The sequence below is a fragment of the Crystallibacter degradans genome (genome assembly GCF_012952295.1).
GTDB lineage: Bacteria > Actinomycetota > Actinomycetes > Actinomycetales > Micrococcaceae > Crystallibacter > Crystallibacter degradans.
In genome coordinates this window covers 263,729-287,585 of the sequence record NZ_JABBCH010000002.1, presented here as the reverse complement: position 1 = coordinate 287,585, position 23,857 = coordinate 263,729, and the positions used below count along the sequence as shown (strand labels likewise).

Below are 23,857 nucleotides of genomic sequence, written 5' to 3'. Positions count from 1 at the left end.
TTCCCACCCTCTTGACGAAAGATTATCCCAGGCCTAGATTGGAAAGCGCTTTCCTAGTTGGAACTTCGTCACTTATTTTGTTGCCGTTCGCCGCCGAACGGCCAATACACCGAGGAGAACCCATGTCGAAGACTCGCGTCTTACGAATCGCCATGAATGGCATTACCGGTCGGATGGGATATCGCCAGCACCTGTTACGTTCAGTCCTCCCGATCCGCGATCAGGGTGGAATCACTCTCTCCGACGGCACCAAGATTCAGGTCGAGCCGATCCTCGTCGGGCGCAACGAAGAAAAGATTCGAGAACTCGCTCGCTTGCACAAGGTCGAGCACTGGACTACGGACCTCGACGGAATCATTAACGACCCCACTGTTGATATCGTTTTTGACGCCTCGATGACCAGCCTCCGTCCGGAGACGCTCAAGAAGGCCATGAACGCAGGCAAACACATCTACACGGAGAAGCCAACAGCAGAGACGCTGGAAGAGGCCGTCGAGCTGGCCCGGATTGCTGCAGCCCAAGGCGTCACTGCTGGGGTCGTGCACGACAAGCTGTACCTCCCTGGCCTGGTCAAGTTGCGCCGACTGGTTGATGAAGGCTTCTTTGGTCGGATCCTTTCGCTGCGCGGGGAGTTCGGGTACTGGGTCTTTGAAGGTGAACACCAGTCCGCGCAGCGTCCCTCCTGGAACTACAGGAAGGAAGATGGCGGTGGCATGACCACTGATATGTTCTGCCACTGGAATTACGTTCTTGAGGGCATCATAGGCAAGGTCAAGTCCGTGAGCGCCAAGACGGCTACACATATTCCCACGCGTTGGGACGAAGCAGGTCGCGAATACGCGGCCACTGCAGACGACGCCGCCTATGGCATTTTCGAACTCGAGACACCTGCAGGTGACCAAGTTGTCGGTCAAATCAATTCATCCTGGGCCGTCCGCGTCTATCGCGACGAGCTGGTCGAATTCCAAGTCGACGGTACTCACGGCTCCGCCGTGGCCGGACTCAACAAATGCGTGGCCCAGCAGAGGGCGCACACCCCCAAACCGGTCTGGAACCCGGACCTGCCAGTCACCGAATCCTTCCGCGACCAGTGGCAGGACGTCCCAGCAAACGCTGAACTCGACAACGGATTCAAATTGCAGTGGGAAGAATTCCTCCGCGATGTCGTTTCAGGACGCGAGCACCGTTTCGGCCTGCTCTCCGCCGCCCGTGGCGTACAACTGGCAGAAATCGGCCTGCAGTCTTCGGCAGAACGACGCACCATCGACATCCCGGAGGTTCAGCTGTGAATTCCTCAAGCCTAAATAATGTAGAAGCCGCGGCTCCTACTTTGCTCCTGCCCGATGCGTTCGGAAACCTGTCCGAATATGCGCTTTCCGACCCGCAGAACTGGACGCGACCGCGGGCGCCGCTCACGGCACGCAAAACGTACGCGGCAGCTCACGTCACACCGCATGTCCATGCCGATAACACCCCAGGCGCACCAGCCATTTTGGACTGGGATGCGACCTTGGGATTCCGCCACGAGCTGTGGTCTTACGGCCTGGGCGTAGCAGATGCGATGGATACTGCACAGAGAGGCATGGGCCTTGATTGGACAGCCACCAAAGAACTTATTCGACGGTCTGCGTCGGAAGCCGGAGCCATCCTCCGCACCGGCAATCCCGCACTAGCCGGCCTGACGGTCCGTGACCTCATCGCCTGTGGCGCAGGGACCGACCAGCTGGATCCCTCGGGTATCGAACCGGGCCCTGCCGGGCTGGATGCGGTTCTGACAGCCTACCGTGAGCAACTTGCGGTCGTTCAGGACTCCGGAGCCAAAGTGATTGTCATGGCTTCGCGTGCACTGGCCCGGGCCGCGCGGGGTCCTGAAGACTACCATTCCGTCTACTCCACTCTGCTGGCCGAGGCGGACCAGCCCGTCATTCTGCACTGGCTGGGAACTATGTTCGATCCCGCCCTATCCGGCTACTGGGGCAGCAACGACGTCGACGCCGCTACCGATACTTTCCTGGCCTTGATAAAGGACAACGTTGCCAAGGTGGACGGAGTCAAAGTATCCCTGCTGGACGCCTCGCATGAGATCCGGCTGCGGACACAACTGCCGGAAGGTGTCCGGCTTTACACAGGTGACGACTTCAATTATCCCGAGCTGATCGACGGAGACGGCGCCAACTATTCCGATGCGCTGCTGGGGATCTTCGCTGCCATCTATCCGGCCGCTTCTACTGCGCTACAGGCGTACGACGCCGGAAACCGCACCGAAGGCCGACGCATTCTCGACTCCACCCGGGAGTTGGGCAAGCATATCTTCAGTGCTCCCACCTACTACTACAAAACGGGGGTGGCATTCATGGCATGGCTTAACGGCAGACAACCAGGATTCCAGCTGGCGGGCGGTTTGCACTCGGGCCGCTCACTGACCCATCTGGTCCGCACCTTCAAGTTGGCCGACCGAGCAGGCTTGCTGTTGGATCCCGAGCAGGCGGCATTCCGCATGCGGGCGCTGCTGGCTGTAGGGGGTGCTGCATGAGCTTCCACCTATCGCTCAATACCGGAACCACCAGGGACATCACACTGTGCGACGCCGTTGGCGTTACAGCGGAGGCCGGATTGGAGTACATCGGAGTCTGGCGCAACAGGGTCGCCGAGGCCGGCCTCGAAAACGCAGCGAAGATGATTGCAGACGCCGGACTGAAGGTGTCGAGTCTCTGCCGTGGAGGTTTCCTGACAGCCGGCGACGAGGCGGGACAGAAAGCCGCGTTGGAAGACAACCGCGCAGCCATTGTCGAAGCGGCGACCTTGGGTACTCGGGAGCTAATCATGGTGGTCGGGGGTCTGCCCGCCGCTGCGCACGTGCTTGGCGGCAGGGGCGACCACAACGACAAGGACATTGTGGGAGCACGTGCGAGAGTCGCGGACAGACTCGCGGAACTGGTGCCTTTTGCCCGGGAACACAACGTTCGCCTAGTCCTTGAGGCCCTGCACCCCATGTACGTGGCGGACCGCGCGGTGTTGTCCACCCTGAAGCAGGCCCTTGACCTGGCAGCTCCGCATCCTGCGGACACCGTCGGCGTTGTGGTCGACACCTTCCATGTGTTCTGGGATCCGGAGCTCGAAGAGCAGATTGCCCGCGCAGGGCGAGAGGGCCGCCTAGCCTCCTATCAAGTATGTGACTTCAACCTGCCGATCGCTTCCGACGCTTTGCTGTCCCGCGGGATGATGGGTGACGGAATTATCGACTTCGCGTCCATCAGCAGCTGGGTGGCAGCAGCCGGTTACACGGGTCCCGTGGAGGTAGAGATTTTCAATCAGGAGGTCTTCGATCAGGATCCCACGTTGACGGTGAAGACCATGAAGGAACGTTGGGAAGACCTGGTACTTCCTGCACTGGAAGGTCGCGGGTAGCATGCCTTCGTCGATGACCGGGACGTCAGGGTGGAGGACCGGGGACGCGGGGCTGCGGCCATGCGTCGTCGTTGCTCCTGACAAATTCAAGGGAACTCTCACAGCCGCTCAGGCGGCAGCCGCCATGGAGGCCGGCGTGCACGAAGTCTTCCCCGAAGCCTCGGTCGTGCGGATGCCCCTGGCGGACGGCGGCGAAGGAACCTTGGATGTTGCACTTGCAGCTGGGGCCACCGAGTTCCGATCGTCCGTCCAGGGGCCTGTTGGTGAACGAGTCATGGCTCGTTGGGCCCTTCTCGGTGCGGGATCCGCAGCACCAATAGCTGTTATTGAATCCGCAGAAGCAGGTGGGTTGCATCTCGTGGATCCGAGTCCGCTGTCCGCCCAACGGGCACACAGTTTCGGTGTTGGAGAGCTGATTCAGAGAGCGATGGATGCAGGAGCCCGGGAGATAGTAGTCGGTCTCGGGGGCTCTGCAATGACCGACGGCGGATCAGGCGCTCTCCGGGCGCTGGGCCTTAAGGTTCTGGATGCATCTGGAGGCGAGGTCCCGTTGGGTGGTTCCGGATTAGCCAAAGCTGCAAGCCTAGATACCACGGCGTTGGACCCGCGATTGCAAACGGTCAGGGTCCGGCTGGCGGTAGATGTGGAGTCTCCGTTGTACGGGCAGGATGGCGCAGCGTACCTGTTTGCACCGCAGAAGGGTGCTTCCCCAGCCGTCGTCGAGAACCTCGATGCCGCCCTGCGTATCTGGGCGGGTTTGCTCGCAGTTGCTGCCCCAGCTGGAGCACAACCCGGGCTCGGGTTCTTACGCTCGGGATCCGGCGCTGCAGGCGGATTCCCTGCAGGCTTCCTGGCACTGACACCAGCCACAGTTGAGCGAGGCTTTGACCTTGTCTCCGAACTCGTGGGGTTGGAAAGAGCACTTGACCAGGCGGACCTGTTGGTGGTTGGTGAGGGATCCCTCGACATGCAATCAACGCAGGGAAAGGCACCGCTTTCAGCAACTGCACTGGCCGCAGCGCGGGATATCCCCACGCTGGCCGTTGCAGGACTGTTGAGTCTGTCGCGAGAAGAACTTGCGATTTCCGGCGTTCAAGTGGCAGTTGCACTAACAGAGGTCGCACCCTCAATAGTGGCTGCCCGCGCCGAAGCCAGCAGATACGTCCAGATGGCCGTGGCAGAAGGAATCAGCCAGCTTCGCATCACGGACGTACCGAGTCATGCCAAAGTACTCGCCCAGTAAACTCATGGCGATGCCCCGGACCATTGCGGTCCGGGGCACTCGCCGTGTTGACCCTGATCTGATGTAATCCGCGTTCCAGTAGTTTCCGACCGGCAAGATATTGCCGATATAGGTGCCTTCACCGGGCGAAGTGGCATTGATTTGGGCAAAACGGCAAGATACTGCCGATTCAAAGTCAGGCGGGGGCAGGCGCGGCGATGACGGCGTCGATCTGGCCCATGGCCTCCTTCATTCCTTCTTCCATGCCCATTGCAAGCATCTTCTGCAGTTGCTCGGCGGACTCGAAACCAGACACAGTGGTCATTCGGGTCTTGCCGTCGACATTTTCCAGAGTCACGGCGGCGTGGGTGATGCCCATGTCCTCGACAGGCGCCCAGTTCTCGTCGGCGAACCCGTCGTCGAACTCGAGCCGGTTCGGCGCTTCGATGGCGGTGAACTTCCACCACCCGCGGGCCTTCTCGCCTTCGGGTCCGGTCATGTAGTAGTTGGCCTTGCCGCCGGGCTCGAACTCATGCTTTTCGAAGGTGGCGGGCCAGGTGGGCGGGCCCCACCAGCGCTCGAGCTGGCGCGGATCCTCCCAGATCTGCCAGACGCGCTCAACACTTGCGTCGAACTCCGCGACGATGGTGAAGCGCAGCGCTTCGACGTCCTTTTCCGAACTGATAACCGGCATGATGGTGCCCTTTCTATCCCTCAGCGAGAATGTCGTCGATCCGCGCAACACGTTGTTGCCAGATCTCCTCGTAGTCATCGAGCAGCCGCCGCGCCCTTCTCAACCCGTCGAGATGAATCCGCACCATCTGCTCTCTTCCGCGCTTCTCCTTGGCGACAAGGGAAGCCCGCTCCAGCACCGCCACATGCTTCTGTACGGCGGCAAAACTCATGGCGTATTCGGCAGCCAACTCCGAGACGGAATACTCATCGGTGAGGACCCGGGCGACGATGTCGCGGCGGGTGGCGTCGGCGAGCGCCTGGAACAGGCGGTCCAACTCGGCATTGGAAACTTGATCTACAACCATTTGGTTGTAGATTAGTCCTCCCCGACGCCAGGGTCAATAGGCCGTGCCTGCCGAAAATTAGGGAGTTACGGAATGGAGGCCAGAACCACCGGAGCATGGCCGCCCCAGGTGCCGGCGAGGGTGTTGCCGTGTGTGCCGGGTTCATCCGCAACGGGAATGCGGTACAGGGAAAGGGCCAGCAGTCCGGCGGTGATGGTGGTGACCGCACCCAGGGTGGCGGGCACCGCCGTCGTAATTTGCGGGACTTCAGTGCCGGGCGTGCCACTGCCGCGCACGGTGACCGAACGCTCGAGGGGTTCGAGCGTGCCGTCTTTGTCGAGGAACTGCTCGGCCTCGGTACCGCCCTGCAGGATTGCCGTGGCGAGTGCTACCGCGAAGACCGGGTCGCCGCAGGCGTCGTAGACCCAGCGTTTGCCGAGCACCGAGTGTTCCATGGTGCCAGCGAGCCACGGTTCGGCGTCGTCCAGCGGTGCGCCACGGTAGGTCAGCGGTACCTGCAGGATGGTTCCGTCGTCGAGGCGCAGCAGGTGCACTTCCATGCCGACGTCGCCGGTGGGGTCGTCGAAGCGGTATGCGCCGATGGGCTCCAGCGTTAGGGGCTCCCCTTCATCCGTACTCTGCTCCCCTATGTGCGGAAACCACGGCTGCGCGGGCAGCCATGAAGCCAGGAGATCGATCTTGGAGGGATTCAGGACTGCGTCGTAAATAATGGCCATTCCAGAAGCGTACGAGACTTCCTTTGCGCTGTGGGGTTGGCCACTGGAACGGCGGTCTGTGAGATTGGTCCATCAGCACGGGAGTAACATTAAGCGGCCGCTTTTTTCTTTCCGGCCTCCCCCTTCCTGGAACAAGGTACGTTTCCCATGGCACAATTCGCCCAGGCACTCGCGCGCGGTCTGACTGTCCGCCACATCCGGTTCATGGCCCTCGGCTCGGCCATCGGCACCGGGCTGTTTTACGGCTCGGCCGCCGCCATCCAGGCTGCCGGCCCGGCCGTCCTGCTGGCTTATGCGATCGGCGGCGCCGCGGTCTTCCTGGTCATGCGGGCGCTGGGCGAGATGGCCGTGCGGCACCCGGTATCCGGCTCCTTCGGGCAGTACGCGAGCCGCTATCTGGGCCCGTTCGCCGGATTCATTACCGGCTGGACCTTCGCGTTCGAGATGGCGATCGTGGCGATTGCCGATGTAACGGCGTTCGGCATCTACATGGGCTTCTGGTTTCCGGACGTGCCGCGCTGGATCTGGATCCTCGCCGTCGTCTGCCTCATCGCGGCGCTGAACCTGATGCGGGTCAAGGTGTTCGGCGAGACCGAGTTCTGGCTCTCCGTCATCAAGGTCGCCGCCATTATCGCGATGATCGCCGGCGGCGCCGCGATTGTGGTGTTCGGCTTCGGGCTTCCGGATGCGGCGAATCCGGGGCTGAGTACGATGCTCGCTTCGGGCGGTTTCTTCGCCAACGGTTTCTGGGGCCTGCTGGCTTCCTTCTCCATTGTGATGTTCGCATTCGGCGGGATCGAGACCATCGGCATCACCGCGGGCGAGGCCGAAAACCCGAAGAAGGCCATTCCAGCGGCGATCAACACGGTGCCGGTGCGCATCCTGCTCTTCTACGTCTGCACGCTCGGTGTGCTGATGATGATCTTCCCGTGGAACCAGATCGACGGCGAGACCAGCCCGTTTGTGCAGATCTTCGACGCGCTGGGCATTCCCGCCGCCGCGCACATCCTCAACGCCGTGGTCATCACCGCCGCGATTTCGGCCATCAACTCGGACACGTTCGGGGCCGGCCGGATGATGTACGGCCTGGCGCAGCAGGGCCACGCGCCGGCGTCGTTCGCACGGATCTCCCGTCACGGAGTGCCATGGATGACGGTGGCGACGATGACCGCGGTGCTGCTGGTCGGCGTCGTCCTCAATGTGCTGCTGCCCGAATCCCTGTTCCTGATCATCGCCTCGATCGCCACGTTCGCGACCGTGTGGGTGTGGCTGATGATCCTGCTCTCGCACATCGCCATGAAGCGCGAGATTGCGCGGAAGAAGCTGCCGGCCTCCGAGTTCGGCGTGCCGTTCTGGCCGGTGGCGTCCTACGCGGCGCTGGCGTTCATGGTGTTCGTGGTGGTGCTGCTGGGCATCATGCCGGACACTCGCGTGGCGCTGGTTGTTGGGGTTGGGTGGATCGCGGTGCTGTTCGTGGCATACCACTTCGGGGTCAGGGGCAAGGGCCATGTGCGTGCCGAGCTGGTGGACGAAACCGGACAGGTCGGCGAGACTCCGGAGGGCGACCAGGCGGGTCGGGATGCCGAGGCCGGAACGGACCAGCCGGAATACGTCGACCGCTAGGAATGTTGACGTGTCCATGAAGATTGAGATCTGGTCCGACATTGCCTGCCCCTGGTGCTTCATCGGAAAGCGCCGTTTCGAGAACGCCCTCGAGAAGTTCGAGCACAAGGACCAGATTGACGTCCAGTGGCGCAGCTACCAGCTGGACCCCACCCTCCCGGCGCACTATGACGGCACGGAGACCGAGTACCTGAGCCAGATGAAGGGCATGCCGCAGGACCAGGTCCGCCAGATGTTCGCGCATGTCACGGAGCAGGCCGCCGGCGAAGGCCTGGCCTACGATTTCGACAAGATCGTGGTGGCCAACAGCTTCACCGCGCACCGCTTCCTGCACCTGGCCAAGGCCCAAAACCTGGACGCGCAGGCCAAGGAAGCGCTGCTGTCCGGCCATTTCGAACACGGCGAAGACATTGGCGACATTGAGTATCTGGTGCGCACCGGCGTCGTACTTGGTCTTGATGAGGCGGAAATCCGCGAGGCGCTCGAGGGCGACCGCTACACCGAGGACGTGCAGGCGGACATCGCGGAGGCCCGTGCGCTCGGCGTGACCGGCGTGCCGTTCTTCGTGCTGGACCGCAAGTACGGCATCTCGGGCGCCCAGCCCACCGAAAGCTTCAGCCAGGCGCTGGCGCAGGCCTGGGCGGAGCGCAATCCGCTCACCGTGCTTTCCGGAAACAACGACGACGGCGCCACCTGCGGCCCGGACGGCTGCAACTAAGCGCACCCCTGCCGCTGACGGGCTACCAGGGAATGTTCGGCGCGCTGTGCGTCCTGGTGCTTGCCGCCGTCGTGCTTTATTACGTTGTCCATGGCAGCAAGCACCGTCCGCCCAGGGCCACCTGAATCCTACTTGGCGACCTCGCTGGGTTCCGGCGAGAGCCGCGGACAGCTCAAGGGCCCCGCTGTCTGGTCCACGCGGTCTTCGGGCACGAGTTGCTTGAACTCCGCCCCGAGCACGACGTCCACGCTGGCGTCGGCGCGCTGATCCGCAACGTATTCCGTTTCTGGAATGTTCCGCTGCAGGTTGAAGGCGTTGGCTTCCCCGGCCTTGCCGGAAATGACGACGGCAGTGACGCCGCTATGACTTATCCGTTTCGAGGCGACTTCGCCGATCTGGTAACCGCGTTTGGCAAGCAGACCGGAAGTCTGGCCGGCCAGTCCTTCCTCCTGCGTGCCGTTATATACGTTGACGGTAATGGAATCGTTCGGCGGGTATTCGTGGACGGCTGCGGGGCACGTCGCCTCCGGTGCCGGAGTATGGGACCAGCCCGGAATCTTGAAATCGCCGCGCACCACCGCCAGAGCAGTAAGGACGGCGGCAATGATGAGAGCCACCAGCAGCGTCAGGACAACTCCGTGCAGGATCTTCCGGTGGGTATAGACCTCCGGCTTCTCGACGTCGCCGACGTCGGCGAAGACTTCGTCCAGGTCGTCCTCAGTGATGATGTTGCGGCCCTGCAAGCGCAGCGTTTCCTTTGGTTTCCGGTTCGGCTTCCGGGGCAGGTGCGAGCGATTAGTCATCGATGACCAGCACCCGGGCGTGCAGGACCGCGCGCTGGTGCAGGGCTGTGCGGACGGCCCGGTGGAGGCCGTCTTCGAGGTACAACTTGCCCTGCCACTGGACCACGTGCGGGAACAGATCGCCGAAGAATGTGGAGTCCTCGGCCAGCAGTGCCTCCAGGTCGAGCGTGCTCTTGGTGGTGATGAGCTCATCGAGCCGGACCTGGCGCGGCGCTACGCTGGCCCAGTCCTTGGGGCTCTCGTAACCATGGTCAGGATATGGGCGGCTGTCGCCTACGGCTTTGAAGATCACCAATCCAGCGTAGAGAAGACACGCGCCGAACAAAACATTTCATCCGGCGCGTGCCCTTCTTGTACCCAAAAGGTTACGAGGCGGTCAGCGGGATAACGCGCTGGCCAATCACCTCGTCGCTGATCCAGTCCTTGAAGTCCAGCACCACCTGATACTCCCCCGCCGCCGGCGGAAAGAGCAGCAGGTCATATCGCTCGGCGGAGCCAGATGCCAGTATGCTGGTCATCATCGGGTAGCCGGCCTCGCGGCAGGGCAGCGAGACGCCGTCCTTCTCATGGGTGTCGCGGTACGGCCGGCCATCGTGGGCGATGACCTCGGCCATGGCCACAGGGTTGCCGTACTTATCCTGGAACCGCAGCATGGTGGGCAGGTAGTTGGCGTTCAGCAGCCGCAGCAGGGTGGGTTTGCGCGTGTCGCCCTTCTTGTAGACGTTGGCGCGCAGCGACTTCATCGACCAAACCTTTTCCTTTCCGCTGGGACGGCGCGCGAGCTCCCCGCCCAGCGCATAGAAATGTTTCGGCTGGAAGTGGTTCAGGCCCGCGTCTTCGCCAGACAGACCTGCGGCATGGTTCATGCCGTGCCAGCGCGTGTCCAGGCTGTACGGGATCAGGAGCGCTTCGGTGTCGATGTCGTACTCCGGTCCGTCCACAAATGCCCGCCTGGCCCCCGGTGTGACGGGGAAGTCCTCATGCTCGATCGGGTCGATGATGAGCGGTCCGAACATGCCCATTTGGACGTGGAGGGTGGTGTTCACATGGCAGTGGTAGAAGTACGTCCCGGCGGTCCCGTAGTCGGCGACGCCCGGCCTGCCCTTCTCCGGCTGCCACTGGTAGGTGTAGTCCCCGGCGATCTCGAAGGAGGTGTGCCCCACGCCGTCGTTCCGGGGATCCGGTTCCATACCGTGCCAGTGGATGGTGTGGTTGCCTTTGCTCGGGCTGAAATTGGCGTGGAAAATCTGGCCTTCCTTCGGCCTGACCAGCGGGCCGGGGAAGCACTTGCGCTGATCGTCGGTTTCGAAGCTCCACATCTCCACTTCGGCACCGTCGTCGAACCTCAGGTCAGTGCCGTAGAAGTCGAGCTGGTAGCTGATGTTCGGGGTCATCCTGTATTCGGTGACCGGCCTGTCCTGCTCGTTCTGATTCGAACTGAAGTCCACCTGGCTGTCGAAGATGTGCCGGGCTTCTTCCTCCACAACCGGAGGCTCCGGCTCAGGTTCCGGCTGGGCAGTCTCGGTCGGCGTCGGTTCGGAAGTTTCGGTGGGATCCGGTTCCGACGTTTCGATAGGTTCCGGGTCGATCGTTTCGGTCGGCTCGGGCTTGGGCGTCTCGGTTGGCGTCGGCGTGGCTGATGCCGTTGGTACCGGCGTCGGCTTCGTCGTTTCGGTCGGCTTTGGAGTGGGCTTCGGCTTGCTGGCCTCTTCCTCCTCGCGGCGGCGCTTTTCCTCGGCTGCCTGCTTCCGGCGCGCGTCTTCCTCGCGACGGCGTTTGGCCTCCTCGGCACGCTTCTTGGCTTCCGCCTCGCGCCGCTTCTTCGCCTCATCGGCCTTGCGCTTGGCTTCGGCAGCGCGCTTCTTGGCTTCGGCTTCCCGCTTCTTCCGTGCCTCCGCGGCCCGCTTCTTCGCCTCGGCCTCACGCTTGCGCCGGGCCTCCTGGTCCCGCTTCTTCTTGGCTGCAGCCTCCTTGCGCTTCTTCTCGGCAGCCTTCCGCTCCTGGAAGCTCAGCCTTCTGCCCGGGAGCAATGTTTCCATCATGATGTCGCTCCTTCGAGAGGCGCTTTAATGATCCAGTGTGAGGTCAGGCCGCCCGGGTACATGCCGCCGGCAGCGGTCTGGGAGGATTCGGAGTGGCAGTGCATGGGATACGCCCAGTCGGTTTTCCTGTTGTCCCAGACCTGGTCGACAGCATCCGGCGGCCGCTTGATCGGGATGATGGCCTCTTTGATCTCCATCCCCCTGACCTTGATGACGTCTTCCCACTGTTGGATGCAGACGTAGCCGTTCTCGTCCACATGGCCCTCGGTGCGGCCCCAGTCCTCGTTATCGCAGCGCACGGTCCACAGGTGGTTGCCGTGGAAGTGCATCTGGTGGAAGACAATCCCGCAGTTGACGATGCGGACCAATTGTCCGCCGCGCAGCGAGCCGATGGCCGAGCCTTCCGCGAACTCGCGGGCGTCGAACTGCCGCGGATACCCCGAGATGGTGGTCTCCTCATCGGAGGCCCGGTTCAACGCCTCGTTGCGGGTCATGCCCATGGACTCGTAGCCGCTGCGGCCGTTAAGCGTGAAGTAGCGCGGCACGGCCTTCTGCCGGACCGGGTCCACCGTGCCGCCCTTGGCCTCGATATTGGCCCATACCGGATCGACGGCGTGGCAGAGCCATACCCACTGGCGCTCGAACTCGGCTGCGCCTGGCGAGAGACACCAGGCGTCCGACGGGTCCATGACCACCAGCGCGCCGCACAGGCCCAAGGTCCGTTCCACCGGCTGGTTGCCCGGATCGCTGTAAATGTAGACCCCGGGGTCCGGCGCCTTGAGCTCCAGCATGCCGTACTTGCCGGGGGCGATTTTGCCCGTGCTGACATCTTTGCCGCCGTCGCCGGCCTTGTGGATGGCAAACTCGTGTTCCTTGGCCAGCCGGTTGTGGACCCGCAGCGTGATCTTGCTGCCGGTTTCGGCAACGATCACCCGCTCCGGCATGAAGCTGCCCCAGTGGGCCCTGCGGACATAATATTGGCCAGGATTGTGAGGATCCGGCGCCAGCGGCGTCGGCGTACCGCGGGGTGGTTCCGGTGCCCCCACGGGGTAGACGCGGCTGTCCACCCAGGTGTCGTCCTTCAGGAAGACCTTGGGCTTGATGGTGAGGCTGGGATTGGCGTCGTTCTTCTCGGTGGGGCGGTCGCCGAACCCGCGGAAGTAGACCAGCGAGTCATCCACCATCTTGAGGTAGCCCTCGTTGATGTAGACGTCAAGCACTTCCCGGCCCGATTCAAGCAGCTCTGCGTCAGGAGCTTCCGCTTCGTCGGTCGCCTCGTCGGTGGGCTCCAGGTCCTCAGCTTCGTCGCTCGCCTCGTCAGTCGGCTCCACGTCCTCAGCCTCATCGATAGCTACACCTGTAGCGGCACCTGTCGCTAGATCGGTGGGCTCCGGGGCCTCAGCCTCTTCGGTCGGCGTCGTGGTTCGCGCGTGGGCCGGCTGGGCACCGGCCAGTGCCAGCGCGCCGAGCCCCGCGGCGGCCCCGTATTTCACAAAGCTCCAGCGGCTCACCGGCGCGTCCTCGCCCAGGAGGGCCCCGCCGTCGTCGTTTTGCTGACCCTTGTTTTCGAACTCACCCATGGCCGTTCTCCAACCATCCGGGCCGGCGAAGGACAGCGGGCAGTTCCAGGGCCAGTGGCGCGCCGTCCGACCACGGATCAGTGAATTCGGCCGAGAGCTGCTCGACGTCGGAAGGGACCAGGAAGCTGATCCAGAAGTTGTTGGTGGCACCTGGTTCCAAGGCGCCCTTGCCGGCGCCGGATGACCTGTTGGTGACAGTGGGTCCGTCGGGTCCCACCTTCAGCCGCAGCTGGCCGGGCGAGAAGAGGACCGGCCGGTCCATGCCGTTGTGGACTTCCAGCTGCAGCACCACATGGTCGCCCCAGGTGAAGTTCGCCGGCTGGGTGCCGGACACGGCTGCACCGCCATGGTCATGGCCGGAACCTGCTGCACCGGTAGCGGCCGCGGCAGAACTGCGCGCACCGGGATCCTGCGGCATCCGCGATTGTCTTTCGGCAGCTGCGATGCGGACAGTCCCGAAGGACGTCCACACCCCGGAGCCGCGGCTGATCCCCCCGGTTTCTGCGGCGTTCTTCGAGGCAGCAAGAAGGCTGCCTCCGCCGATAATGCCGGCCACGCCGGCACCTACTAGTACTCCAAATACTCTGCGCGTCAAGCCTGTTGGAACCTCGGTTCCCTCGGACTCAGGCGCGACAGTATGTTCCCCAACTACTGTCATCATTTCCGTATCCCCAACTACGTCTGGATGGTGTGGTCCCAACAGCTTGCCGCCAAAACCTTGGAGAAAACGTAGGGTCCGCCGGCGGACTTCGGCTCAACGGAGCAGATTGAGATAATGAGAGCATGACTCTCACCGCCGGCACACCGCACCGCCCTGCCCAGCCACCCATCGGACTCCTGCTGGATGTGGACGGTCCGATTGCCAGTCCGGTCAGCCGCACCGTGCCGGCGAGCATTCTCGAAGCCCTGCTGGTCATGGCATCGAAAGGCTGGCCGGTGGTCTTCAACACCGGACGCTCGGATGCCTTCATCCGCGAGCAGGTCATGGAGCCGATGCTGGCCGCCGGCATTCCCAGCGGCATCCGGTTCCATGCGGTGTGTGAGAAGGGCGCGGTCTGGTTCAGCTTCGGCGCCGAGGGCCCGGGCACCATCCACGTTGACCGCTCGCTGGCCGTCCCGCAGGACTACGCCGCGGAGATCCGGCAGCTGGTGGCGACCCGCTACTCCAGCCACATGTTCTTCGACGAGACCAAACACGCCATGGTCTCGGTGGAACAGGTGGTCGAGGCGGACAACCTCGAGTACCGGCGGCTGCAGGAAGAGTTCGACGCCGAGGCGCTGGCTTTGATGGGCAAGTTCGACTTGGGTGCCAGCCGGCTGGATCACCATGCGCCGGACAGTGATGACCAGGTGGACTACCGGCTGGATCCGACCATCATCTCCACCGATATCGAATCGATCCGGCTGGGCAAGGACCTCGGCGCCCAGCGCGCCCTGGAAATGCTCGCGGCGGACGGGGTCATCCCGCACGCGTGGCGGACCATGGGCGATTCCCGCACCGACTACGCAATGGCGGACACCCTGCATTACAACGGGCATGCGGTGGTCCACGTGGACGTGCGGCCCGCGGACGGCATCCCGCAGAAGCCGTACCCCGTGCTGACCGCCGCGCATCTGGGTTTCCCGGACTCCATCCACGAGTACTCCGGCGGCGCTTTCCTGCGCACCTGGGCCGCCATCGCCAAGACGCTCTAACCGGGCAGAAAAACACATTTCGTAACCGACGCGCCGATGTCAAGTATGACGAGTGCTAGTCTGCGAGCATGTCAAACAATCAGGGGACCATACCTGTTCTAGACCTCCGAACTGCACGCCTCGAAGACGGTTCTTTCAACCCCGTCTTCGTCGACCAGCTGCGCGACGCCGCCCACCGGGTCGGGTTCTTCCAGATCACCGGCTACGGTGCCGGCGAGCACCAGGTGGCCGAGCTCTTCGACGCCATGCAGCGTTTCTTCAACCTGCCGCTAGAGGAACGGTTGAAGCTGGACAACCGCAACTCGCCGCACTTCCGCGGCTACACCCGGATGGGCACCGAGCGCACCCAGGGCAAAGCGGATGCCCGCGAGCAGCTGGACTACTCGCCGGAGTCCGAGCCGGTTGCCGAATACACCGAGGACGAGAAGTACTGGCTGCTGCGCGGGCCGAACCAGTGGCCGGACCAGGTCCAGCCGGATCTGCGCGAGAAGGCCATGGCCTGGGCGGACCTGATGTCCACCGTGGGCCGGGAACTGCTCTCCGGCATCGGTGTGGGCCTCGGCCTGCCGGCGGACTACTTCGACGCTGCCTACGCCGGCAGCCCGCACTGGATGGGCAAGCTGGTGCACTACGTCGGCGGCGTCGTGGAGGATGCCGGCGACCAGGGCGTGGGCATCCACGCCGACTACGGCTTCATCACGCTGCTGCTGCAGGACCAGGTGGGCGGCCTTGAGGTCCAGCCTCCCGGCACCACCGAATGGCTCCCCGTCGAGCCGATCGAAGGCGCACTGGTGGTGAACCTGGGCGAGATGCTGGAGGTGGCCACGGAAGGCTACATCACCGCCACCATCCACCGCGTGCAGGCCCCGCCGCCCGGCGTGGACCGCTACTCGGTACCGTTCTTCTGGTCGCCGCGCCTGGATGCCGTGATCGACCCGATCCCGCTGCCGGACGAGCTGAAGTCCGAGTCCCGCGGCCTCTCGGACGATCCGAACAACCCGATGCTGGCCAGCTTCGGCCTCAACATGCTCAAGGGCCGGCTGCGCGCCCACCCGGACGTGACCGAAAAGTACTACCCCGAGTTGCTCGCCAAGTAGCTTCCCGCGCCTTCTTGACCTTCCTGACCGGCGCCTCTTCAACCCGCGTACGACGTCGGGTGACCAGCCTACGTTCGCCGGTCACCCGGCGTCGTGCTGATAATGGGACTGTGGAGAACATTCTGGATCGTTGGCGGAAAGAACTGCGCCGCACCTTTGCCGGCCAGAGCGAGACCGTCCCGCAATGGGAACTCGATCTGGAGAAGGGCGACGACGCCGGCTTCTTCGCGCCTGATTCCGCCGTCTGGGCCGTGCACGGTTCCATGACCGCCCTGGTTGCCGGGCCGCGGGCCTTGCTGACGCAGACGCTGCACCCCGGCGCGTTGGCGGGCGTGCACGATTTCTCGGACTTCCGCACGGACTTCCTGGGCCGCCTCGCCCGGACCATCCGCTGGATCTTCACCGTGACCTACGGGGACACCTCGGCCGCGCAGGCCAGCTGCAACGGGATCCGGCAACTGCACGAGCGTATCCGGGGCACCTTCCTCGATGCCGATGGGAATGAGCGCTCCTACTCCGCCAACGATCCGCGCCTGCTGCGTTGGGTGCACCTGACGTTCACCGATGCGTTCCTGACCGCGCACCAAATCTACGGCGGCGCCATCCCCGGCGGGGCAGACCGTTATGTCGCCGAATGGGCCACGGCCGGTGAACTCATGGGTGTTGTGGACCCGCCGCGGAGCGAAGCGGAACTGCGCCGGCAGCTGGAAGGCTTCCTTCCCGAACTCGCCCGCTCCGCTCCCTTGGACGAGGCAGTTCGTGCCATCAGCCATCCGCCCTTGCCTCGTTCGCAGCGGCTGGGCTACCGGATCGTCTTTGCCGCCGCGGTTGAAACGCTGCCCCTCCAGTACCGCAGGCTGCTCGGCTTTAAGGACCGCGCTCCCTTGCCGGTGCGCCTGCTCATCAAGCCGGCCACCGCCGTCGTTCTCCGTATTGTGCGGCTTGGCTTGAGCAAGGTTGGCCCGAGCGAAGCGGCTGCCCGTCGGCGCATCGCCCGCGTCGGCGTTTCGTAGCAAGAGATCGGCGTTTCCTAGCAGCCCGCGCCCGGAGGGAACATCCACTTTTCGCGGCACGGGCCCCAAGTTCCCGGCACGCCTCAGGCCTTGGCCGGCTTCTGCCGCCCCATCCGCTGCCGCGCCGTATTGCCGCCGCGGCCGATCGGTGTGCTCTTGGTCGCCGCGCCCAGACCGAAGGGCGGCATGTCGCTGTAGACGGACTCCTGGTCGCGAACGGCAACCTGGTAAGTCTCGTGCCATACCCCGATGTCGCCACTGCCGGCCGATTCCCGCATGAATTTGCGCCAGGGTTCAAGATGCGGCGCAGTCCGGTCCGCGGCGAAGCGCTGGATGTGCTCGGGGCTTTCCCAGTAGCTGAGCATGATGGTGGTCCTGCCGAACCATGAATGGAAGCCCAGCAGGCCCGCTTCCGGCGTGGCTGCCAGATGATTGAGCATGCGCGCCATGGCCGTAGACATGGGCAGCAGCTTACCGAATTTCCACCAGCGGTTGGCCCGCATGCCGATCAGGAAAACCGTCACGGTTTCGGTCTCCGGGACCGCGGTAAACCTTCCGGGAATGACGCTCTGGCCCATGGCCTTCTCCTACGTTCTTCGTGCCGTTTCATTTCGTAACAGCGTTATAAAACAATGTTATGGAACAATGGGAGCTATGGCAAGGCCTACTGTTTATGATTCCGAACTGCAGCAGCGGCTCATCGAGACCACGGCAAGCCTCATGGCGGAGCAGGGACCCAGCCGGGTAGCGTTGCGCGATGTGGCAGCAGCAGCCAACACATCGACGACGGCGGTCTACTCGCTTTTCGGCGGCAAGTCGCAGCTGCTGACGGCGGTGGTAGACGACGCCTTCCGCTCGTTCGGGGATTCCCAACGCGCCGCCTCCCCCGGCGGTTTGGCGGCCCTGGGCAGGGCTTATCGCCAATGGGCCCTGGACCACCCTGCGTTCTACGCGCTCATGTTCGGCTCCGCAGCCGCGCAGACCCCGTGCGAACCAAGTCCGGACGCCTCCGCGAACTCGATCCAGCCCCTGTACCAGGCAGTCGGCAAAGCACTCGCCGCGGCCGGATCCGAAGAATCCGTGCCGCTGGTTGCTGCAGCCATTTGGGGCCAGGTCCACGGCCTCGTCAGCCTCGAGCTCGCCAACGTCCCCGGCACCGACTGGGCCGCCGCCTACGAAACAGCGCTCCACGCCATCGAGCGCACCTACCCCGTCTAGTCACGCGGATCCGGCCGCGCCGGTTGGGGACCGGGGCCCAGCATCTGCTACTTGGCGGTGCTCTCGGCCGCAACCCGACGTGCAGTCGGCATTTCCTCCGGCAAGGCAGCACCCTCAAGGACATTCAGGTAACTCGCCGACAGGTGTCCGATGTCCAGAGCCTGCACTCCACGCGCGGCAAGCATGTCTGCAGCTACCGTCGCCGCGGGCCCGAGCGAAAGCAACGCCAGATCCAGCCCGGAGGAAACAACCTGGTCCACCAGTCGGGGCAGATCATCAAAGGCGTCCGTCGGCTTCGAGAAGAACTCCGTAGAACTGCGCAGCGAGCCAAACAAGGGGTCGATCAGGTCGAAGCGGGAACCTTCGCCGGTAATGACAGCTGCATCCCGGCCGGCCCAGACGGACCGCCAAGCCTCCACGGCGTCCTGACCGTATTCGTCGAACATGGCAGGGCGGGTCACGTGGCTGTTGCCGAAACGTTCCTGCGTTGCCACCAGCGGCCCGACGAAATGCCAGGTCTCCGCAAACACGATGGACCAGTGCAGCCCCAGGAACACCTGCGGCATTCCAAGCAGGGTGTCCGGATGGGGCGACACCAGGACGCTCTTCAGCGCGGTCATCAGCTCCGGTGAATTCTTATGGAACTTCAGCTTGTGCTCGCGGCGGTACATCAGGCGGAACTCTCCGTCGCCGAACCGCGCAAAGCTCTTACGCTCGTCACGGATGACCGCCAACGTCTCGAGGTGATCCAACTGCTTGGCCTGCATGACCTCGGCAATGTCCTGGCGGATAGGCGCCATGACGGCTCCGCGGATGTTCTCCGCGATCGTACGCGTACGCTGCGCCTCCCAGTGCAGCTTCGCGATAACCTCGTCGCGCTTCTTCTCGGTCTGGGCGAGCGAATTCTGGGTCTGGACGAGCGACTTCAGCAGCTTGTTCTGCTCCTCAAGGAGCTTGATCTGCCGGTTGGCGGCGTCGACCGTCTTTTTTCGATGTTGGAGTGTGCCTGCAACGATCCGTCGCAGTACATCAACTTTCGACATAACGCTCCCTGCTTGTACGGCCAGCCCGGCCGATGGTACGTATCACCGGATTTTAGCGCTAGTGGCATCTAATCTCTGTTAGCCTCGGCGGGCCAACACCGAATCTGCCAAAACAAGGCCGCCAATTAAAGAAAAAAGCCCCGCCACAGGGGCGGGGCTTTTTCCTATCCGCGGAGGATGGGGGATTTGAACCCCCGAGGGCGTGAACCCAACACGCGTTCCAGGCGTGCGCCATAGGCCGCTAGGCGAATCCTCCAGATGTTTTGCTCAACAAGAGCAGGTACAAGACTACCTGACCGTTTCCGAAAGTGGCGAATCGCGCGATGCACGTCACCACGGGCCCTCCGCACTCGGCCGATTTCCAGCCACCCGGGCATCTCGGGTAGACTATTGGACGGCCCCTCATGTGGTGTCATCCTGTGAACTCCCCCAGGACCGGAAGGTAGCAAGGGTAAGCGGGCTCTGGCAGGTGCATGAGGGGTCTTTTACGTCTATCCCCAGCGCCGGGATGCCTGATGCAAAGTACGAGCCGCAACCGATAGGGTTCTTATCGTGAGTACAGCCCTCTACCGTCGTTACCGCCCCGATTCCTTCGCGGACGTTATTGGGCAGGAACATGTCACAAATCCGCTGATGGCCGCTCTGCAGAAGAATCGCGTCAACCACGCCTACCTCTTCTCCGGCCCGCGCGGCTGCGGCAAGACCACCTCCGCCAGGATCCTGGCCCGTTGCCTCAACTGCGCGCAAGGCCCGACGCCGACCCCTTGCGGACAATGCGATTCCTGCGTCGAGCTCGGCCGCGGCGGCCCGGGCAGCCTGGACGTCATCGAGATCGACGCCGCCAGCCACGGCGGTGTGGACGACGCCCGCGATCTGCGCGAACGCGCAACCTTCGCCCCGGTGCGGGACCGCTACAAGATCTTCATCATCGACGAGGCCCACATGGTCACGTCGGCCGGCTTCAACGCGCTGCTGAAGATTGTGGAAGAGCCGCCGGAACACATCAAGTTCATCTTCGCCACCACCGAGCCGGACAAGGTCATCGGGACTATCCGCTCGCGTACGCACCACTACCCGTTCCGGCTGGTCCCGCCGGAACCGCTGATGCAGTACCTGGAACTGCTGTGCAACCAGGAAAACGTGCCGGTGGCCCCCGGCGTGCTCTCGCTCGTCGTCCGCGCCGGCGGCGGCTCCGTGCGCGATTCGCTCTCCGTGCTGGACCAGCTCATGGCCGGCGCCGGGCCCGAGGGGCTGGACTACGAACTGGCCGTCTCCCTGCTCGGCTACACTCATGCCTCGCTGCTCGATGACGTCGTCGATGCCTTCGCCGCGCAGGACGCTTCCACCGTATTCAACGCCGTGGACCGCGTGGTGCAGACCGGCCATGACCCGCGCCGCTTCGTCGAAGACCTGCTCGAGCGCTTCCGCGACCTGATCATCGTCAAGGCCATGCCGGAGAGCGCCCACGCCATTCTCCGCGGTGTCCCCGAAGACCAGATCGCGCGGATGCAGACCCAGGCCAATCAGCTCGGCTCCTCCGAACTCTCCCGCGCCGCGGACATCACCAACCAGGCGCTCACCGAAATGACCGGCGCTACCTCGCCGCGCCTGCATCTGGAACTGCTCTGTGCCCGCATCCTGCTGCCCGTCGCCGACCAGGCCGAACGAGGCGTTGCGGCCCGTGTGGACCGGCTCGAACGCCGGCTCGCGTATGCCGGGGAGCTTCCCGCCGGAGCGCCCAACCATGCTCCGCCCGCCACCGAAACCAATTACGACGCCGGGTCCGCACCTTCCGTGCCAAGTGCTGAAGGCGCCGGCGGGGCGGCCAAGGTGCGGGAGGCGCTGCGCGCCGCCCGCACCCACGCAGCACCGGCAGCAGAAACGCAGCCATCGCCGCAGAACGCCGCGGCCCCCGTCGAGCCCGCGCCACAGAACACTCCCGCTCCCATCCAGCCCTCGCAGGAACCGCAGCCGCAGCCGGCTGCCGAGACTGCGCCAACTGGTCCTCAGGCCCGGCCCGCCCAGACTGGGCCCCAGGCTCGGCCTGCCCAGGCAGAACCGGCGGCCGGCTCCGGCCAGCAGGCGCATGCGCCTGCAACCTCCGCAGCCCCTGCCGCACCGCAGGCGGAAGAGCCGCCTGCCTCGCGTGATTGGGGCGGTACCTGGGGCGCGGTTCCCGAGCCCGAACCGGCGAAGCCCGCCACCCCCGGGCCTGAAGTTCCTGCGGAACAGACAGCACCAGGCCAACAAGCGCAGACACCGGCACCGGCACAGCAGCGTGCACCGGGCCAGCCGGCTGCACCCGCGGCAGCACAAGCAGGCCCCGCTTCCCCCGCGCAGTCAGGCCCGGGATCCACAACCCAGCCGGGCGCCCCGACAAGCCACCAAGCCCCGGCGCCGGCGCAATCGGCTCCCCCGGCCGCGCCATCCCAACAGCGCCCTGCCGCGTCTGGTGCCACCGGATCAGTAGAGATGTTCCGCCGCGCGTGGCCGGAAATCATGGATGTCCTGAAAACCGAGAAGAAGTTCCTCTGGATGACAGTCGAACCACACACCTCGCTGGCCGGCTTCGACGGCCGGACGCTGACAGTGGCCTTCTCGAACTCCGGTGCGATGAATGCGTTCAACAGCAAGCAGGAGAACGCAGGAATCCTCAGACAATGCATCTTCAAGGTGCTCGGCGTCGACTGTGCGATCGACGTTACGGCCGGAGGCTCTGCCCGGGCAGCGGGTGAACCCGCCCCAAAAGTACCTACTAGCTGGCAGCCGCCGGCAGACGGTGCGGCACCACGGACTATGAACGCGCCCGCGCCGGCCACGCCCACCGCCAGCTCCCCTGCGGCGCCTGCAGCTGAGCCTGCCCAAAACCGTCAGCCTGTTACTGCGCAGGATGCCGGTAACGTCTGGGGACCGGTGGCTCCTGTCCCGGGCGCTAACTCGGGATCCGCGGGTGTTCAATCAGCGGGCGCTGCTACTGCAACCACCACGCTCCCTGCCCGGACTCCATCGGCGCTCAGCGAACCTTCTGCACAGAGCGCGCCCTCTACCAGCAGCATGGCGTCGGGGCAAAGCGCACCATCGGCGGGCAGCGTTCCATCGGGTGCCAGCGCAACATCCGCCCAAAGCGCCCCGTCTGCCGCCAGCACTCCGTCGGGCACCAGTGCCGTGTCGGCGCAGAGCGCATCTTCAGTCCAGAGCAGCCCATCGGCAGCCAGCAGCGTCTCCGCGCAGAGCGCGCCGTCCGCGGCAAGCGCACCCTCCGCCGCGACGCCCCGCCCGGCAACAGCGGAACCGGTCACCGTACCCCCGCCGGCGCCAGGGGAACGGCCTGTATTCGGCCACCTCGCCCAGGGACAACCTGCTGCTGCCAGGCCAACCGTATGGGAACCGCCCCAAGCTGCCGGTGAAGTGTCTGCCCCGCAAGCTCCCGCCCAAAACGGACAGCGTCCTGCGACCGGCCGGCCGCAGCCTGAAGCACCTGCTGCGCCGAGTGTATCGAATGTGCCGCAGTCGCCCTACGACGACATTCCCTTCTCGGATGAGGAACCGCCGTCGGAAGAATGGGACGCCAGCCCGGACTTCGAACCAAGGCGGCCACACCTCTCGGCACCGGCATCACCGCCAACTCCGGCCCAAGCCTCTCCGCAGGCCCCAGCAACATCCCAAGCCCGGGCGTCGGCGCCTGCTCCTGCTCCTGCTCCAGCGCCAGCGCCAGCGCCAGCTTCGGCCCAGACTCCTGACGCGGCAGCTGCACCGGATCCTAATAAACCCATGAGCCGCTACCAGCGGTTGCTGAACCAGGCCAGGGCTGCCGAGGCGCAAAGCCGGCCTGCCGGCGCTCCCGCTGGGCCTGGCTTCGGCAGCAAGGGCGGCAGTGGCCTAAACTTGAGGCACGTCGAGGACATCCCCAGTGAAGATGACTTAGCCATCGAAGACTCGGGCTTGGTAGGCCGCGCCGCCATTGAACGCATTTTGGGCGGCCGGCTGATTGAGGAGCAGAGCCTCGACGGTTCCTAAAACTGTTTGGAGATTGAGGTTCAGTGTACGAAGGTGCCGTCCAGGAGCTAATCGACGAGCTTGGCCGGCTTCCCGGTATCGGACCAAAGTCGGCCCAGCGCATCGCTTTCTACATCCTTGAAGCTGAACCGGCCGACATGAAGCAACTGGTGCAGGCCATCACCAATGTCAAGGAGCGGGTGAAGTTCTGTTCGATCTGCGGCAACGTCTCCGAGCAGGAAACGTGCAACATCTGCCGTGATCCCCGGCGGGATCCCACTGTGATCTGTGTAGTGGAGGAATCGAAGGATGTCATGGCCGTTGAGCGCACCCGGTCCTTCCGGGGCCGCTACCATGTGCTCGGCGGCGCCATCAATCCGATCGGCGGGGTCGGCCCCGATCAGCTGCGGATGCGGGAACTGCTGACCCGGCTCGCCGATGGCCAGGTCCAGGAGATCATCATCGCCACGGACCCCAACCTGGAGGGCGAGGCGACTGCGACCTACGTGGGACGACTGCTCAAGGACTTCGGCATTAAGGTCACCCGGCTGGCTTCGGGCCTTCCAGTAGGAGGCGACTTGGAATACGCCGACGAAGTGACGCTAGGCCGGGCCTTCGAAGGCCGGCGCCAGGTCAGCTAACC

At 64.2% G+C, this 23,857-nt stretch carries 22 protein-coding genes, 1 tRNA gene and 1 other RNA gene; 13 read left to right on the top strand and 11 right to left on the bottom strand.

Going from position 1 to position 23,857, the window contains the following annotated elements; genetic code table 11:
* The first annotated feature begins 122 nt into the window (after nt 1-122).
* The 4 genes from HGO92_RS05110 to HGO92_RS05095 are packed head-to-tail and all read left to right on the top strand — an operon-like array spanning nt 123 to nt 4,651.
* Complete coding sequence (locus tag HGO92_RS05110; RefSeq protein WP_169992504.1) at nt 123-1,289, top strand: Gfo/Idh/MocA family protein; 1,167 nt, start codon at nt 123-125, stop codon at nt 1,287-1,289.
* Entirely contained in the window at nt 1,286-2,533 is a 1,248-nt protein-coding gene (locus HGO92_RS05105) for a dihydrodipicolinate synthase family protein (RefSeq protein WP_440915759.1), read from the top strand. The genes HGO92_RS05110 and HGO92_RS05105 overlap by 4 nt, the downstream gene beginning before the upstream one ends.
* Nucleotides 2,530-3,408 carry a sugar phosphate isomerase/epimerase family protein gene (locus HGO92_RS05100; protein ID WP_169992502.1) on the top strand — a complete coding sequence of 293 codons (879 nt, stop codon included), beginning with the start codon at nt 2,530-2,532 and terminating at the stop codon, nt 3,406-3,408. Before HGO92_RS05105 ends, HGO92_RS05100 begins: the two co-directional genes overlap by 4 nt.
* Nucleotide 3,409: 1 nt before the next feature.
* Nucleotides 3,410-4,651, top strand: a complete 1,242-nt coding sequence (locus tag HGO92_RS05095) for a glycerate kinase (RefSeq protein ID WP_346768856.1) — start codon at nt 3,410-3,412, stop codon at nt 4,649-4,651.
* 175 nt (nt 4,652-4,826) lie between these two features.
* Here the strand turns inward: HGO92_RS05095 and HGO92_RS05090 are convergent, their stop codons facing one another.
* The 3 genes from HGO92_RS05090 to HGO92_RS05080 all read right to left on the bottom strand — a co-directional run bounded on the left by HGO92_RS05090 (nt 4,827) and on the right by HGO92_RS05080 (nt 6,386).
* Nucleotides 4,827-5,324, bottom strand: a complete 498-nt coding sequence (locus HGO92_RS05090) for an SRPBCC family protein (RefSeq protein WP_169992500.1) — start codon at nt 5,322-5,324, stop codon at nt 4,827-4,829.
* A gap of 13 nt (nt 5,325-5,337) precedes the next feature.
* On the bottom strand, nt 5,338-5,670 hold the full coding sequence (locus HGO92_RS05085) for an ArsR/SmtB family transcription factor (protein ID WP_169992498.1): 333 nt from the start codon (nt 5,668-5,670) through the stop codon (nt 5,338-5,340).
* Nucleotides 5,671-5,735: 65 nt separating this feature from the next.
* Entirely contained in the window at nt 5,736-6,386 is a 651-nt protein-coding gene (locus HGO92_RS05080; protein ID WP_169992496.1) for a CG0192-related protein, read from the bottom strand.
* A 147-nt stretch (nt 6,387-6,533) separates the two neighbouring features.
* Between HGO92_RS05080 and HGO92_RS05075 the strand changes: the two genes are divergently transcribed.
* Together HGO92_RS05075 and HGO92_RS05070 are read left to right on the top strand one after the other, a co-directional pair.
* Nucleotides 6,534-8,009, top strand: a complete 1,476-nt coding sequence (locus tag HGO92_RS05075) for an amino acid permease (RefSeq protein ID WP_169992494.1) — start codon at nt 6,534-6,536, stop codon at nt 8,007-8,009.
* A gap of 16 nt (nt 8,010-8,025) precedes the next feature.
* Nucleotides 8,026-8,727, top strand: a complete 702-nt coding sequence (locus tag HGO92_RS05070) for a DsbA family oxidoreductase (protein WP_169993060.1) — start codon at nt 8,026-8,028, stop codon at nt 8,725-8,727.
* 128 nt (nt 8,728-8,855) lie between these two features.
* Here the strand turns inward: HGO92_RS05070 and HGO92_RS05065 are convergent, their stop codons facing one another.
* The 5 genes from HGO92_RS05065 to HGO92_RS05045 form a co-directional block, all read right to left on the bottom strand.
* Complete coding sequence (locus HGO92_RS05065; RefSeq protein WP_169992492.1) at nt 8,856-9,530, bottom strand: LytR C-terminal domain-containing protein; 675 nt, start codon at nt 9,528-9,530, stop codon at nt 8,856-8,858.
* Nucleotides 9,523-9,822, bottom strand: a complete 300-nt coding sequence (locus tag HGO92_RS05060; protein ID WP_169992490.1) for a type II toxin-antitoxin system VapB family antitoxin — start codon at nt 9,820-9,822, stop codon at nt 9,523-9,525. The genes HGO92_RS05065 and HGO92_RS05060 overlap by 8 nt, the downstream gene beginning before the upstream one ends.
* Nucleotides 9,823-9,895: 73 nt before the next feature.
* A complete protein-coding gene (locus HGO92_RS24195; RefSeq protein WP_277351862.1) occupies nt 9,896-11,572 on the bottom strand; it encodes a multicopper oxidase domain-containing protein in 1,677 nt (558 codons plus the stop codon).
* Nucleotides 11,569-13,152 carry a Tat pathway signal protein gene (locus HGO92_RS05050; RefSeq protein WP_169992489.1) on the bottom strand — a complete coding sequence of 528 codons (1,584 nt, stop codon included), beginning with the start codon at nt 13,150-13,152 and terminating at the stop codon, nt 11,569-11,571. The genes HGO92_RS24195 and HGO92_RS05050 overlap by 4 nt, the downstream gene beginning before the upstream one ends.
* Nucleotides 13,145-13,708, bottom strand: a complete 564-nt coding sequence (locus HGO92_RS05045) for a hypothetical protein (RefSeq protein WP_346768855.1) — start codon at nt 13,706-13,708, stop codon at nt 13,145-13,147. Before HGO92_RS05045 ends, HGO92_RS05050 begins: the two co-directional genes overlap by 8 nt.
* Nucleotides 13,709-13,935: 227 nt before the next feature.
* On the opposite strand from HGO92_RS05045, the gene HGO92_RS05040 reads away from it, so the two are divergent.
* From HGO92_RS05040 to HGO92_RS05030, 3 genes are all read left to right on the top strand, one after another.
* The gene (locus tag HGO92_RS05040) at nt 13,936-14,847 is read left to right on the top strand and encodes an HAD family hydrolase (RefSeq protein ID WP_169992487.1); all 912 of its coding nucleotides are present in this window, start codon (nt 13,936-13,938) and stop codon (nt 14,845-14,847) included.
* A gap of 68 nt (nt 14,848-14,915) precedes the next feature.
* Complete coding sequence (locus HGO92_RS05035) at nt 14,916-15,944, top strand: isopenicillin N synthase family dioxygenase (protein ID WP_169992485.1); 1,029 nt, start codon at nt 14,916-14,918, stop codon at nt 15,942-15,944.
* 110 nt (nt 15,945-16,054) lie between these two features.
* Nucleotides 16,055-16,957 carry an oxygenase MpaB family protein gene (locus tag HGO92_RS05030; RefSeq protein WP_169992483.1) on the top strand — a complete coding sequence of 301 codons (903 nt, stop codon included), beginning with the start codon at nt 16,055-16,057 and terminating at the stop codon, nt 16,955-16,957.
* A gap of 83 nt (nt 16,958-17,040) precedes the next feature.
* Here HGO92_RS05030 and HGO92_RS05025 read toward each other — a convergent pair whose 3' ends face one another.
* Nucleotides 17,041-17,535 carry a DUF4188 domain-containing protein gene (locus HGO92_RS05025; protein ID WP_169992481.1) on the bottom strand — a complete coding sequence of 165 codons (495 nt, stop codon included), beginning with the start codon at nt 17,533-17,535 and terminating at the stop codon, nt 17,041-17,043.
* Between the two features lie 76 nt (nt 17,536-17,611).
* Here HGO92_RS05025 and HGO92_RS05020 point away from each other — a divergent pair, with 76 nt between their 5' ends.
* Complete coding sequence (locus HGO92_RS05020; protein WP_169992479.1) at nt 17,612-18,175, top strand: TetR-like C-terminal domain-containing protein; 564 nt, start codon at nt 17,612-17,614, stop codon at nt 18,173-18,175.
* A gap of 47 nt (nt 18,176-18,222) precedes the next feature.
* Here HGO92_RS05020 and HGO92_RS05015 read toward each other — a convergent pair whose 3' ends face one another.
* Together HGO92_RS05015 and HGO92_RS05010 are read right to left on the bottom strand one after the other, a co-directional pair.
* Nucleotides 18,223-19,218 (bottom strand): GT-D fold domain-containing glycosyltransferase, encoded by a 996-nt coding sequence (locus tag HGO92_RS05015; protein ID WP_169992477.1) that lies wholly within the window; start codon nt 19,216-19,218, stop codon nt 18,223-18,225.
* Nucleotides 19,219-19,389: 171 nt separating this feature from the next.
* A tRNA-Ser gene (locus HGO92_RS05010) sits at nt 19,390-19,474 on the bottom strand.
* Nucleotides 19,475-19,611: 137 nt separating this feature from the next.
* On the opposite strand from HGO92_RS05010, the gene ffs reads away from it, so the two are divergent.
* The 3 genes from ffs to recR all read left to right on the top strand — a co-directional run bounded on the left by ffs (nt 19,612) and on the right by recR (nt 23,855).
* Nucleotides 19,612-19,707, top strand: an RNA gene (gene ffs / locus HGO92_RS05005) — signal recognition particle sRNA small type.
* Between the two features lie 63 nt (nt 19,708-19,770).
* Nucleotides 19,771-23,235 carry a DNA polymerase III subunit gamma and tau gene (locus HGO92_RS05000; RefSeq protein ID WP_169992475.1) on the top strand — a complete coding sequence of 1,155 codons (3,465 nt, stop codon included), beginning with the start codon at nt 19,771-19,773 and terminating at the stop codon, nt 23,233-23,235.
* Between the two features lie 23 nt (nt 23,236-23,258).
* Nucleotides 23,259-23,855 carry a recombination mediator RecR gene (gene recR, locus HGO92_RS04995; RefSeq protein WP_169992473.1) on the top strand — a complete coding sequence of 199 codons (597 nt, stop codon included), beginning with the start codon at nt 23,259-23,261 and terminating at the stop codon, nt 23,853-23,855.
* Nucleotides 23,856-23,857 lie beyond the last annotated feature (2 nt).